The organism is Janthinobacterium sp. SUN033 (assembly GCF_030397595.1).
In the GTDB taxonomy this organism is placed as follows: Bacteria; Pseudomonadota; Gammaproteobacteria; order Burkholderiales; family Burkholderiaceae_D; genus Janthinobacterium; species Janthinobacterium kumbetense.
In genome coordinates this window covers 127828-140794 of the sequence record NZ_JAPQNV010000001.1, presented here as the reverse complement: position 1 = coordinate 140794, position 12967 = coordinate 127828, and the positions used below count along the sequence as shown (strand labels likewise).

The 12967-nt window shown below is 65.3% G+C and carries 14 protein-coding genes and 1 tRNA gene; 8 read left to right on the top strand and 7 right to left on the bottom strand.

Annotated features, from left to right (window positions below; genetic code table 11):
• Positions 1 to 16 precede the first annotated feature (16 nt).
• A complete protein-coding gene (locus OX460_RS00725; protein ID WP_099667284.1) occupies positions 17 to 844 on the top strand; it encodes a MetQ/NlpA family ABC transporter substrate-binding protein in 828 nt (275 codons plus the stop codon).
• A 92-nt stretch (positions 845 to 936) separates the two neighbouring features.
• Here OX460_RS00725 and OX460_RS00720 read toward each other — a convergent pair whose 3' ends face one another.
• Positions 937 to 1551, bottom strand: coding sequence for an OmpW family outer membrane protein (locus OX460_RS00720; RefSeq protein WP_289897288.1), 615 nt, complete (start codon positions 1549 to 1551; stop codon positions 937 to 939).
• Between the two features lie 146 nt (positions 1552 to 1697).
• Positions 1698 to 2594: a LysR family transcriptional regulator gene (locus OX460_RS00715; RefSeq protein WP_099667282.1), complete on the bottom strand. Its 897-nt coding sequence runs from the start codon at positions 2592 to 2594 to the stop codon at positions 1698 to 1700.
• A 240-nt stretch (positions 2595 to 2834) separates the two neighbouring features.
• On the opposite strand from OX460_RS00715, the gene fur reads away from it, so the two are divergent.
• The 7 genes from fur (at position 2835) to OX460_RS00680 (ending at position 7534) form a co-directional block, all read left to right on the top strand.
• Positions 2835 to 3272 carry a ferric iron uptake transcriptional regulator gene (gene fur / locus OX460_RS00710; protein WP_099667281.1) on the top strand — a complete coding sequence of 146 codons (438 nt, stop codon included), beginning with the start codon at positions 2835 to 2837 and terminating at the stop codon, positions 3270 to 3272.
• A gap of 69 nt (positions 3273 to 3341) precedes the next feature.
• The gene (locus tag OX460_RS00705) at positions 3342 to 3707 is read left to right on the top strand and encodes a MerR family transcriptional regulator (RefSeq protein WP_099667280.1); all 366 of its coding nucleotides are present in this window, start codon (positions 3342 to 3344) and stop codon (positions 3705 to 3707) included.
• A 59-nt stretch (positions 3708 to 3766) separates the two neighbouring features.
• Positions 3767 to 4357: an NAD(P)H-dependent oxidoreductase gene (locus tag OX460_RS00700; RefSeq protein WP_289897287.1), complete on the top strand. Its 591-nt coding sequence runs from the start codon at positions 3767 to 3769 to the stop codon at positions 4355 to 4357.
• Positions 4358 to 4589: 232 nt separating this feature from the next.
• Positions 4590 to 5747, top strand: a complete 1158-nt coding sequence (locus OX460_RS00695; protein WP_289898397.1) for a SpoIIE family protein phosphatase — start codon at positions 4590 to 4592, stop codon at positions 5745 to 5747.
• Positions 5748 to 5811: 64 nt separating this feature from the next.
• The gene (locus OX460_RS00690) at positions 5812 to 6369 is read left to right on the top strand and encodes a SiaB family protein kinase (protein WP_071076508.1); all 558 of its coding nucleotides are present in this window, start codon (positions 5812 to 5814) and stop codon (positions 6367 to 6369) included.
• 22 nt (positions 6370 to 6391) lie between these two features.
• A complete protein-coding gene (locus OX460_RS00685; protein WP_152251098.1) occupies positions 6392 to 6790 on the top strand; it encodes a DUF1987 domain-containing protein in 399 nt (132 codons plus the stop codon).
• 3 nt (positions 6791 to 6793) lie between these two features.
• A complete protein-coding gene (locus OX460_RS00680; RefSeq protein ID WP_289897286.1) occupies positions 6794 to 7534 on the top strand; it encodes a GGDEF domain-containing protein in 741 nt (246 codons plus the stop codon).
• An 8-nt stretch (positions 7535 to 7542) separates the two neighbouring features.
• On the opposite strand, the gene OX460_RS00675 is transcribed toward OX460_RS00680, so the two are convergent.
• The 5 genes from OX460_RS00675 to fdhE all read right to left on the bottom strand — a co-directional run bounded on the left by OX460_RS00675 (position 7543) and on the right by fdhE (position 12950).
• Positions 7543 to 8256: a transporter substrate-binding domain-containing protein gene (locus OX460_RS00675; protein ID WP_289897285.1), complete on the bottom strand. Its 714-nt coding sequence runs from the start codon at positions 8254 to 8256 to the stop codon at positions 7543 to 7545.
• A 153-nt stretch (positions 8257 to 8409) separates the two neighbouring features.
• Positions 8410 to 8505 (bottom strand) — tRNA-Sec (locus OX460_RS00670).
• A gap of 19 nt (positions 8506 to 8524) precedes the next feature.
• Positions 8525 to 10480, bottom strand: a complete 1956-nt coding sequence (gene selB, locus OX460_RS00665) for a selenocysteine-specific translation elongation factor (RefSeq protein ID WP_289897284.1) — start codon at positions 10478 to 10480, stop codon at positions 8525 to 8527.
• Positions 10477 to 11886 (bottom strand): L-seryl-tRNA(Sec) selenium transferase, encoded by a 1410-nt coding sequence (selA, locus tag OX460_RS00660; protein ID WP_289897283.1) that lies wholly within the window; start codon positions 11884 to 11886, stop codon positions 10477 to 10479. The genes selB and selA overlap by 4 nt, the downstream gene beginning before the upstream one ends.
• The gene (fdhE, locus tag OX460_RS00655; protein ID WP_251348077.1) at positions 11883 to 12950 is read right to left on the bottom strand and encodes a formate dehydrogenase accessory protein FdhE; all 1068 of its coding nucleotides are present in this window, start codon (positions 12948 to 12950) and stop codon (positions 11883 to 11885) included. Before fdhE ends, selA begins: the two co-directional genes overlap by 4 nt.
• Positions 12951 to 12967: the final 17 nt, after the last annotated feature.

The following is a 12967-nucleotide window of genomic DNA, read 5'->3' as shown; positions in this document are numbered from 1 at the left end:
CAGTACAAGGAAAAGCATGAACCACATTCGCCGCAACCTGCTCCTGGCCGCTGCCAGCCTGGCCTTCGCCACCGCCGCCCACGCCAAGGACCCGAAAGAACTCGTCATCGGCACCAGCTCCGGTCCGTATTCGGACCAGCTGAAGCTGGGCATCAAGCCTATCCTGGAAAAACAGGGCTACAAGGTCAAGATCGTGGAATTCAACGACTACGTGCAGCCGAACTACGCGCTGGCCGAAGGCTCGCTGGACGCCAACGTGTTCCAGCACATCGTCTACCTGACCAAGTTCGCCACCGATAACAAGCTGCCACTGAGCTCATTGATCACCGTGCCGACCATGCCGATCGGCCTGTACGGCGGCAAGCAGAAAACGCTGGCGGAAGTCAAGAACGGCGCCACCATCACCATGCCGAACGACCCGACCAACCAGGCACGCGCGCTGGTGATGCTGGCCAAGATGGGCTGGATCAAGCTGAAACCGAACGTCGACCCGCTGCGCGCGTCCGAGCGCGACGTGCTGGAAAACCCGAAGAAGCTGAAACTGGTGCCGCTGGAAGCGGCGCAGCTGCCACGTTCGCTGGCCGACGCCGACTACGCTTTCGTGAACGGTAACTTCGCCCTGGCCGCCGGCATGAAGCTGACGTCGGCCCTGAGCGTGGAAAAGATTTCGGACAGCTACATCAACCTGGTGGCCATCCGCACGGCCGACAAGGCCAAGCCATGGGTCAAGGACCTGGAAGCGGCCTACCGCTCGCGCGCCTTCCTCGACGCGACGAACAAGTATTTGGCCGGCTACGAAAAGACGGATTACCAGCTGGCGCTGGAAAAGACGCTGAAAAAATAAGGCGAAAGTAAGGCGCTGCACACAAAAAGACGGCCAGGTTCACACCTGGCCGTCTTTTTTTATTCTGCGCGCCACCCGGGCGCCATCACTGCTTAGAAGCGGTAACCGACGCCTACGCCGATCAGGACAGGGTCGATCTTGACTTCGCTGACCTTGCCGCCAGCAGCGGTCAGTACGTCGCTGCGGATCTGCACTTTCTTGATGTCGAAGTTCAAGGACCAGTTCTTGTCCAGTTTGTAGTCGACACCGGCTTGCAGCGCGAAGCCCCAGCTGTCGTGTTCCAGGCGCAGGCCGGGCAGTTTGACACCCGAGATATTCGTGTAATTCACGCCGGCACCCACGTAAGGGCTGAACTGTTTTTCAGGCATGAAGTGGTATTGCAGCGACAGGGTCGGCGGCAGGTGCTTGAAGGTGCCGACTTGGCCGCCATCGAGCTTGACGTCATGCTTTTGCGGGTAGGTCAGGATCAGCTCGGCAGCGATATTCGGGGTGAAAAAGTACGAAATATCGATTTCAGGAATCGTCTTGCTGCTGACCGTCAAGCGGTCCGATGCGCCGACGCCACCAACAGGAGTCGATTTATCGGCCGGATCGATATGCACGGCGCGCGCACGGACCAGCCATGGGCTTTCCTGTGCCATTGCGTTGCCGGCGAATGCGCCGATGGCGGCCAGGACGATTGCTGCTGCAGTTGCGGACGTTTTCATTATGTTTTCCTCTGTCGTTAAGTAACGCTGCGAAGTCTAAGAGTGCAGTGCAACAAAAACTTTGATCCACATCAAATAGTGCTATATGGCATCACCAGAGGGATTTTTTCCTTTGCCCAGGTCAAAAATTGCCGCATTGCAGCGCATCAATGCACGTCGGCAAACAGGCTGGCGACCCAGTCGGCAAACACGCGCACGCGCGGCGACAATTGCCGGTGGTGGGGATACAGCACGGACACGGGCAGCGGGTCGGGCCGCCAGTCCCGCAGCACTTCCACCAGTTCGCCGGCCGCCAGCGCCCGCTCCAGGTGATAACGGGGCGCCTGGATCAAGCCCATGCCCGCGCGGCAGCAGGCGTGATACGCGTCGGCATTGTTGACGGACACGGTGCCCGGCAAGGCCACGCTGCGGCGTTGGCCTTCCACCTTGAAATCGAAGGGCCAGACCTTGCCCGTCTGGGCGGAAAAGAAATTGACGGCGCGGTGGCCATCCAGCTGCGCCAGATGCTCCGGCGTGCCGTGCGCGGCCAAGTAGGCGGGGCTGGCGCACGTCACCTGTTCCAGCAGCGCCACGCGGCGCGCCACCATCGACGAGTCGCCCAGTTCGCCCACGCGCAGCACGCAATCGACGCCTTCGCGCACCAGGTCGACGAGGCGGTCGCCCATGCCGATTTCCAGTTCGATCAGCGGATAGCGGGCGCAGAACCGGTCCAGCACGGGCATGACGAAGTGCATGGCCAGGGTCGCGTGCAAGTCGATGCGCAGCTTGCCGGCCGGCTGCTGCGCCGCCGAACTGAACACGGCTTCCGTTTCTTCCAGGTCCGCCAGCAGGCGCACGCAGCGCTGGTAATACGCGTCGCCATCGGGCGTGGGCGTCACTTGCCGCGTGGTCCGCTGCAGCAGGCGCACGCGCAGCCGCGCTTCCAGCTGCTTGATCGCATGCGTGACGGTGGCCTTCGGATAGCCGAGGTCATGCGCCGCCTGCGTAAAACTGCGCAGTTCGACGATGCGCGTAAAGATGCGCATCGCATCAAATCGGTCCATGCTCCCTCCATTGTTATTTCTTGCTGCACAGTATAGCGATTCGACCGCCACTTTTCAGCAGCAACCAATACTGCCGGCATCAGTTGCCTGCCACGCAAGCGCCACTTGCGCCGATGTCACTGGATTGCCGCCCGCCCCCGCGGCATACTATTTACAGCACACACATGAGAATGGTAATGATTATCATTTGCGATATAATGCAATACCTCGCTAGGGCGACTACAAAAAGGAATGGGAGACATGGATATATTGAGGGAACTGCGTGAATCGGGCTTGAAAGTGACCATCCCCCGCTTGCGGATTCTGCAGCTGTTTCAAGAAGGCACGATCAAGCACCTGAGTGCGGACGATGTCTACAAACTCTTGCTGGCTGAAAAGATCGACGTGGGCCTGGCCACCATCTACCGCGTGCTGATGCAGTTTGCCGAAGCGGGCATCCTGTTTCGCCGGCATTTCGAATCGGGCCACGCCGTCTTCGAACTGAACGAAGGCCAGCACCACGACCACCTGGTCTGCACGGGTTGCGGCAAGGTCGATGAATTCGTCGACGAAGGCATCGAACTGCGCCAGAACGAGATCGCCGCCGAGCGGGGCTTCGTGCTGCACGAGCACGCGCTGTCGCTGTACGGCACCTGCGCCGAGTGCACGGCAAAGAAAGTGCCGCCGCGCCGGGCCTGAGGATGCCTGGGCCGTTTGGGCGCCGCTGCCATACGGTAAGATTCGCTCAAGCTTGAGAAAGGATCACCCATGTACATCGGAGAAATCGCCCGCCTGGCGGGCACCTCGCCCAAGGCCTTGCGCCACTATGAAGCGCTGGGCTTGCTGGGCGACGTGCGCCGCGCCGGCGCCTACCGCGTCTACACGCAGCAAGACCTGGCGCAAGTCAAACTCATACGCCAGGCGCAGGCGCTGGGCTTCCGCCTGGCCGAATTGCTGCCCATCCTGGCCGGCGACGATACGGACTGGGCCGCCCTGTCGCAGCACATCGCCGCCAAGCGCACGCAGATACAGCAGGATATCGCCCGCCTGCGCCAGCTCGACGCGCAACTGGCCGACATCGACACGGAAATCCACGACTGCCTGGCGCACCAATACCTTCAAGCGGCCGCTTGACTCTGCCCTCAGGGGCAGGCTTTAGCATGCAAGCTCTTCTTTAACGGACAGCCTGCACCATGACCAAGACGACACCCAAGCGCATTTTGATACTCCTCGGCCACCCGTCGGGCGACAGCTTTTGCGCCGCCCTGGCCGAAGCCTATGCCGCCACGGCCCGCAGCGCGGGCCACACCGTGCGCGAGCTGCGCCTGGGCCAGCTGGACTTCGATCCCATCCTGCACGAAGGCTACCGCCAGGTGCAGCCGCTGGAAGCGGACTTGCTGGCCGCGCAGGAAGCCATCAGCTGGGCCGAACACCTGGTGTTCGCCTACCCGATCTGGTGGGGCGGCGCGCCAGCCCTGCTGAAAGGCTTCGTCGACCGCGTCTTTCTGCCCGGCTACGCTTTCAAGTACCGCCCCGGCAAGGCCTTCCCGGCGCAATTGCTGAAGGGCCGCACGGCGCAGCTGCTGGTGACGATGGATACGCCGCCCTGGTATTTCCGCTGGGTCTACCGCATGCCCGGCATCCACCAGTTGCGCAAGACGACGCTGGAATTTTGCGGCATCAAACCCGTCAGGGTAGCCAGCTTCGGCCCCCTCCTCGATTCCACCGAGCCGCAGCGCGCGCGCTGGCTGGCCCAGGCACAGGCACTGGCCCGGCGCCTGTAAGTTGCTTGCCATGCAGCCATCTTGCATACGGTTTTGACAAGCTGGTAATCAAGCCGTCATATTCCAAGGCTACCATGATGATATTGCCTGTTTGTCAGTCGCCTTGCCGTCGCGACAACAAGGGTCCGATCGTCATGTAAAGGTAGCCGCTGTGGAGTTCAACGCTTCTCGATTGCATCTTCCCCGTTATCGCACGTCCGTGGCGTTTGATCTGTGCATTCCCACGGAATCCGTGCAGGCCGACGCCAGCAATTTCGCCGTGCTGGAACTGTTCACGGAACGGCGCGACATGATGAGCCTGCCCGTCACGGAGCAGCAGAAGCCCATCGGCTTGATCAGCCGCAATATCTTCATGTCGCAGATGTCCAAGCCCTTTTATCACGAGGTGTACGGCAAGAAAAGCTGCATCGCCTTCATGGACAAGGAGCCGCTGATCGTCGATGGCGCCATGAGCATCGAAGACCTCACCTTCCGCGCCGTGGAAGCGGGCGAGAAGGCGCTGGCCGACGGCTTCATCATCACCGAGGATGGCGCGCTGGCCGGCGTAGGCTTCGGCTTGCAGCTGATGAACGTGGTCGCCACCATGCAGGCGGAAAAAAACCGGCAAATCATGCACAGCATCGATTACGCCAGCGTGATCCAGCGCGCGCTGCTGCGCACCTCGGATGCGGAACTGCGCGCCACCCTGCCCGACGCGCACCTGGAATGGCAGCCGCGCGACGTGGTCGGCGGCGATTTTTACTTTTTCGAGCGCCACGCTGGCGGCTGGTTTGCCGCCATCGCCGACTGCACGGGGCACGGCGTGCCGGGCGCCTTCATGACCCTGATCGCCTCGTCGGCCCTGAGCCAGGCCTTGCGCGAGCTGGGGCCGCACGATCCGGCCGCCCTGATCGGCGCCGTCAGCCGCGCCATCAAGACCCTGCTGGGCCAGGACGGCGCCAGCAGCGGCGAAGCCACGGGCCACGCCGGCTCGAACGACGGCATGGATTGCGCCTTCCTGTGCTACGACACGGCCGGCGCCAGCCTGCGTTTCGCGGGGGCGAAACTGGCGCTGCACGTGGTCGCGCCGGGCGAAGAGGCCGTGCGCGCCATCGATGGCGCGCGCATGGGCGTGGGCTATGTCGACACGCCGGCCGGCTACTGCTGGCACAACGAGACGCTGGACATTCCCGCCGGCAGCCTGCTGTTCCTCACCACCGACGGCCTGCTCGACCAGATCGGCGGCGCGCGCGACATCGCCTACGGCAAGCGGCGCATGCGCGAACAGCTGCTGGCGCAGCGCGATGCGCCCGCCGGCGACGTGGCGGCGGCGCTGCTGCAGGACAGCGCGGCATGGCAAGGCAAGCAGCCGCGACGCGACGACCTGACCTTTTTCTGTTTTCGCCTGTAGTTGGGCGCCATCGAGCCACCTTATCAACAAGAAACCGGGTCACCGGCTAGCCAGGAGCACGGACGTGCTGTACGAAGAATTCAACGAGTTTTGGGATGTGGCGCGCAAGCGCAACATCATCTTTTTTTACGTGGGCTATTTCTCGCAGCACGTGGTCAGCGCCATTTCCGAAACCATCAAGGCGCGCCTGGACACGGCCGGCGCGGCCGGGCCCACGCGGCGGCGCATCTTTTCCTCGTTCATCGAGATGTCGCAAAACATCATGCACTATTCCGCCGACAGCCTGACGCCCGATGCACAGCTGGACCAGCAGATGCGGCGCGGCTCCTTCTGCATCGGCACGCGCGGCGACAGCTTTTTCCTCCTGTGCGCCAACCCCGTCTCGACGGACAACGTGGCGCAGATCCGCGCCCGGCTGGAACCGCTGCACACCATGACGATGGAAGAAATCCGCCTGGCCTACAAGAAGGCCCTGCGCGAGGAAGCGCCGGCCGACAGCAAGGGCGCGGGCCTGGGTTTTCTGACCATGGCGCGCGACGCCAGCGAACCGCTGGAATTCGAATTCGTCCAGGATCCACAGGAGCCTGGCCACACCATCTTCTGCATCAAAGCCATCATTTGAAAGAGCCGACTCAGGAAAGCATATGCAATTACCGTCACCACTGTTCATCGCCGCGACCCCGAGTTCGCCCGAAATCGACTTCCGTTTCGAGCAGCACACCCTGTCGATCAAGGGCGAGTCGTATCCGGAAAATGCGGCCGCCTTCTATGGCCCGCTGATCGCCGCCGTGCGCGCCTACCTGGAAGGCTGCCGCGAGAGCGCCATCACCGTCAACGTCTCGCTGGCCTACTTCAACAGCTCCAGCACGAAGATGCTGTTTACCCTGTTCGACACCCTGAACCAGGCGGCCATCGACGGCAACCAGGTGCGCCTGAACTGGTATCACGACGAGGACGACGACACCATCCTGGAATTCGGCCAGGAGTTGCAACAGGACTTTACGGCGCTCGATTTCCACGACCATCCCGTGCAGGGCAACTAGGGCATGCGCGCCGCCCTCTCCGAGTCCGGCCTGGAACCGGACCTGTTCACCGTGGAAGCGGCGGCGCTGGCCGCCGCGCGCCGCATGCACGCCGATACTCACGCCAGCGGCGAGGCGCAGCGGCGCGTGCTCGGTGAACTGATCCTCCACTACGAACGGCTGATGCGCGAGACGCGGCGCCTGATCGGCCGCAGCGACCGCGCCGAGCGCGACATGCATCTGCTGAACCGCCAGTTGCAGACGCTGGCCGGCCAGCTCGAATACCGCGCCACGCACGACCCGCTAACGGGCGCCCTGAACCGCGGCGCCGTGATCGACCACGCCTCGCGCTGCCTGGCGCAGGGCGACATGGCGCTGATCGTGCTCGATATCGACCTGTTCAAGCAGGTCAACGACGACTTCGGCCACCCGGCCGGCGACGGCGTGATCCAGGCAGTGGTGGACTGCCTGAAGGCACTGCTGGGACAGGAAACGGCCATCGGCCGGGTCGGCGGCGAAGAGTTTTCCGTGGTCTGGCCCACTTCCTCGCGCGACGACGCGGCGCAGGTGGCGCAGCGCATCTGCGAGAGCGTCGGCCGCCAGCGCCATGCGGCGCCCATCACGCGCGCCATCACCGTCAGCGTGGGCCTGAGCTGGAACCGCGCCGGCACGGCCTTCGAAACGGCCTACAGCCACGCGGACCAGGCCCTGTACCAGGCCAAGCGCGAGGGGCGCAACTGCGTGCGCCAGTGGCTGGAAAGCTGAAGCGGACCTTAGCGGATATGTTCGCGCGCCATGCTGCCGTCGCGGCGCATGGCCGCCGCCGCCCGCTGCATGGCCAAGGCCTGCGCCTCGGGCAACTGCCTGTTGCAGGCGAGGTAAGTCTGCACGCGGTTGAACGTCAGCAGCGGCACCACCTTGTGCTCCCACGCCTTGCCCGCAAACGGCTTGCTGCCCACGGCCATGCCGACGGCCCACAGGTCGATGCGCCCCAGCAGCAGCTTTTGCGGATTGAGCCACTCCTGCGTCACGGGCGCCACGTTCAGGCCGCGCTGGCGCAGGAAATCGTCGCGCGCGTCGCCCAGCACCGTGCCGATCACCAGGCCGCGCGCATCATCGAGCGTGCGCAGCGCCAAATGCCGTTCGGCCAGGCCGTAGAGTATCCATTCCGCTTCATTCAGGGGCCCGATCCAGCGAAATTGCGCTTCGCGCTCCTGCGTGCGGCTGGTGGAAAAGATGCAGGTGTCGGCTTCGCGCAGCGCCTGCGCATACGCGCGCTTCCACGGCAGCAGCTCGATGCTGTAGGAAAGACCGGCGCGCGCCATGATGTCGCGCACCTTGAGCGTTTCACGTCCGACGACGACATTGCCTTCCATCATGCTCGACGGCGGCAAATGCTCGCCGACGATGCGCACATCCACCGCCGCGGCCAGCGCCGGCATCAGCAGCGCCACTGCCAGCAGCCACGCCATGCTTGCTTGTTTCATGCTTGCTTTCATCTGCCACAGGGGATACAAGCCGATGTTACCATCGGCTCACCCTGGCATCGTTGCATATTATCAATAACACCATTTATTTACCGCAACGTGACAACACGCCAACGCCGGGGCGATCACCGTGCAGGGGGAAGGAAGAATAACTGGCGGAAAACAGTAGGAGTCGAACCTACGGGAGAACGTCTGACGCCCTCCACCGGGTTTGAAGCCCGGCCACATCACCGGATGAGTGTGCTTTCCGCGGTGCCTGAGCTAGTACTTAGCTGTTGGGCAAGGCCGCGGTGTAGGACCACAGCGCTTGCGGGCGCAATAGATGCCCATTGCCAACACGGCGAGTATAACCGACGCGGTCAAAGAATTCCAAGACCTGGATCGCCCGCTTGCGGCCCAGGCCGCTGGCGTCGCGGAACGTGGCCGCGCCCACGGCGCCATTGCCGGCTGGCAAGCCTGCATCCTCTTCCGCCTTGTGCGCCAGTTGCCGCACCAGTTGCGCCAGTTCGGCCAGCGCCGCCTGGTGATAAAACAGGTCGTGCACGACCTGGCTGATCTGCCCTGCCTTGGCCAGTTTGCGCAACAGCCGGCGCGTTTCATCCTCGGCCAGGCCGAAGCCGCGCGCCAGGTCGCGCGTCCAAGGCGGATCGGCACGCCCCTGCTCCAGGGCGGCCAGCAAGGGTTCGGCCATGGCCTGCTCCTGCGGCGTCAGCTCCACGCTGTGCGTCGGCAAGTGCAGGCTGGCGCCGCGCGCCAGGATCTCGCCGCGCGCCAGCAAGCCTTCGACCAGGTGGCTCCACAAGGCGTCTTCCATCTCGGCGTCGACGATGCGTTTCAGGCGCCACAGTTCCGGTCCGGCCTCGTCGGGTGCGCGCGCGTGGAAGACGTCCAGGGCTGCAAGCACGCGCGTTTCCAGCGCCAGCAACGCCGGCGGTGCCAGCAGCAGGGCGTCGCCGGCGCGCAGGGCGATGCGCCGCGTGTCGGGCGGCAGCGCGAGGGCTCCCGCCGGCAGCAGGGATAGGCGCACCAGCAGCGATACACGCAGCCCCAGCGGGCTTTGCGCCAGCAGGGCCGCATAGTCGCCGTGCGCGACGAACGCGGCCAGCGCATCGAGCCACGCCAGCCGGGCCGGGCTGCGCCGCTTGCGCGCGGGGCCGAACGGATCGAGCACCATGCCGCCGCCCACCGTCTGCGTCGCTTGCGCATTGCGCACGACGAAGCGGTCGCCCGGCACGCCGTGCATGGGCGCATCGAACACCAGCTGTACTCTGCCCGTCTGCCCCGGCGACAGGGTCTCGCCATCAAGCATGACGGCGCGCGCCAGCTGGTGCGCCGCGCCCAGGTGCACGTGCAGCGGCGACCAGGCTTTCAGTTGCACGCCCGCGTCGGGCAGCAGGGTCAGTTCCACGTCGAGGCGTTCGGAACACTGCGCCAGCTCGGGCGCGACGATCCAGTTGCCCCGCTCGATGCGCTCGCGGTCGATGCCGGCCAGGTTCAGCGCCAGGCGCTGGCCCGCCGTGCCCGTCTCGGCGGCGCGGTTCTGCGCATGGATGCTGCGCACCCGCGCTGGCCCGCCGCCGGGCGCCAGCTGCAGCATGTCGCCCACGCGCGCGCATCCCGCCAGCGCCGTGCCGGTGACGATGGTGCCCTGCCCCGACAAGGTGAACACGCGGTCCACGCCGAGGCGGAACAAGCGCCGCTCGTCGCGTTGCGGCAAGCTGCGCGCCACCTGCGTCAGGTGCGCCAGCAGGGCGGCCACGCCGGCATCGCCGTCGCGATTGGCGGCAGTGGGGAAAATCGGGCTGCCCGCCAGCGGCGTGCCGGCCAGCAGCGCCTCGATGTCCGCTTCCACCTGCGCCACGCGGGCGCTGTCGGCGCGGTCGACCTTCGTCAGCGCCACGGCGCCGCGCGTCACGCCCAGCAGCTGCAAGATGGCCAGGTGCTCGTGCGTCTGCGGCATGATACCGTCGTCGGCCGCCACCACGAGCAGGGCGAAATCGATGCCCGTCACGCCGGAAGCCATGGTGCGGATGAATTTTTCGTGGCCCGGCACGTCGATCACGCCCAGCACCGTGCCGTCTGCCAGCGGCAGGTAGGCGTAGCCGAGTTCGATCGAGATGCCGCGCGCCTGCTCTTCCTTCAGGCGGTCCGTGTGCACGCCCGTCAGCGCGCGCGTGAGCGTCGTCTTGCCATGGTCGATATGGCCCGCGGTGCCGACGATCATGCGGACAACTCGGCGAGCTGCGCGATGAAGGCCGTCTCGTGCGCCGCTTCCAGGCAGCGCAAATCGAGCCACAGGGTGTCTTGCCCGATGCGCCCGATCACGGGGCACGGCAAGGCGCGCAGCCGCTGCTCCAGCGCGCCCAGGGGATTGCTCAGACGCGAGCCTGGCGTGCTGCGGATGGCCAGGCCAAAGCTGGGCAGCTGGTCGACGGGCAAGGCGCCGCTGCCGATCTGGCTGGTCATGGCTTCGGCCGTGACTGCGTACGCGGCGCCCAGCGCCCCTTGCAGCAGCGGCTGCAGTATCTCCGCCTGCGCGCGCATGGCGGCGGCGGGACGCGTCAGCAAGCGCAAAGTGGTCAGCCGTTCGGCCAGCAAGTCCGGCGCGCGGTACAGCCGCAGCACGGGCGCCAAGGCGGCCAAGGTCAGTTTGCCCACGCGCAGTGCACGTTTCAAGGGATTGCGCTTGATCTTCGCGATCAGGTCGGCGCGCCCGACGATGACGCCGCATTGCGGACCGCCCAGCAGTTTGTCGCCGCTGAAGGTGACCAGGTCGGCGCCCGCTGCTATGGTTTCGCGCACCGTCGTTTCATGGGGCAGACCGTATTGCGCCAGGTCAACCAGGGTGCCGCTGCCCAAGTCCACGGCCGTCGGCACGCCGTGTTGTGCCGCCAGCGGCACCAGTTCGTCGAGCTCCACGCTTTTCGTGAAGCCGGTAATCGCGTAATTGCTGCAATGGACCTTCATCAAGAGGGCCGTATCTGCATTCACGCCATTCGCGTAATCGGCCAGGTGGGTGCGGTTGGTGCTGCCCACTTCGCGCAGCACGGCGCCCGCGCGCGTCATCACGTCGGGGATGCGGAAGGCGCCGCCGATTTCCACCAGCTCCCCACGCGACACCACCACCTCCTTGCCCTGCGCCAGGGTGTTCAACATCAGCAGCACGGCGGCCGCATTGTTGTTGACGATGGTGGCCGCTTCGGCCCCTGTCAATTCGCGCAGCAGTTCCTCGACCAGGTCGTCGCGGTCGCCCCGCTTGCCCGTCTCCAGGTCGAATTCCAGGTTCATCGGCCACTGCAACGCTTCCACCACGGCTTGCACGGCGGCGTCGGGCAGCAGCGCGCGGCCCAGGTTCGTGTGCAGCACGGTGCCCGTCAGGTTGAAGACGGCGCGCAGCTGCGAGCGCGATTGCGCCTGCAGCCGTTCGGCCATCTGTGCGGCGATGGCGGCGATCGATGCGCCCTCTTCGCAGACTGCGCCCGCCAGCATGGCCGTGCGCAGTTCGGCCAGCACGGCGCGCGCGCAGGCCAGGGTTTGCGCGCGACCGTAATGCGCAATCAGGGCCAGGCAAGCCGCGTCGCCCAGGATACGGTCTACCGATGGCAGGCGCACGGTTTGCCCCGTCGTCATGCTGGCTGGCCCTCGCTGCTGTCGCCCTTCCCCAGCCACAGCAGCGGATTGCCGCTGGCGCGCTGGTAGCCCGCTTCGCCCACCAGCAGGTCGAGCATCAGGCTGGCCAGGTCGTCGGCCAGGGGCTCGACGTTGTAATCGTGTTCCTGGTTGAAGACCTTGCGGTAGGTATGGCAATCGTCGCAGGTTTCCGCGCGCGCCACCTTCTTCGGATCATTCGCCTTGTTCGGCAATTTGTCGTCCTTTGCCGTCACGGGGTCGAACGGCGCCGCGTCAGCCGCGTCCAGGCCCTGGTAAGCGATCTTGCCATTCTGTTCGCAGGTCGAACACTTCACGCGCACCATATGCCATTCGCTTTCGCAAATGCCGCAGTGCAGATAGCGGTAGCCCTGCGACCCGCCGCCGATGCGGATCACGCTGGCGACGGGGTGCGAACCGCAGACGGGGCACAGGGTGCCCGTTTCCAGGTCCGGCACGCGCGCGGCGCGCAGTTCGCTGGCCGACACCGACCATAAAATTTGCAGTGCGGCCGCGACGAACGGCGCATGCATGGGGTTCAGGTTATCGCCATTTTCATCGAGTACGGCGTCGGCGCAGGCGTCCAGCGCCGGCGCATCGAGCGCGCGCAGCTGGGCCAGCACCTGCGTCAGGCCGCCGGACAGGGCCGGCTGGCTTGCCGCCGTGGCGGCCAGTTCATCGAGCAGGCTGGCGAAGATGTCGCGCCAGACGGGCGGGCGGGCGCCGTTGACGGGCAGCACCGGCATGCGGTGCTGCATCGCGCGGCGCAGCGCGTCCGGGTCGGCGGCAGGCACGGCGCCGGGCGCCAGTTTTCCCACCACGGCGGCCTGCGCGTCGGCCAGCGCGGCCATCAGCACCAGATAACCCTGCATGCCCGCGTCGACGGGGATGCCCTTGATGTTTCCCTGCGCCAGTTCGCGCAGGCGCGAGGCGCGCGCCTTGAACAGGCTGTCAGGCTGCGGCAGCAGCAGGCGCGGAATCGCGTTGTGGTCCAGGCCTTCGATTTCGCCTGGCTGAAGAATGCGTTGTACCAATGGAGTTCCCATCAAAAAAGGGGATGTAA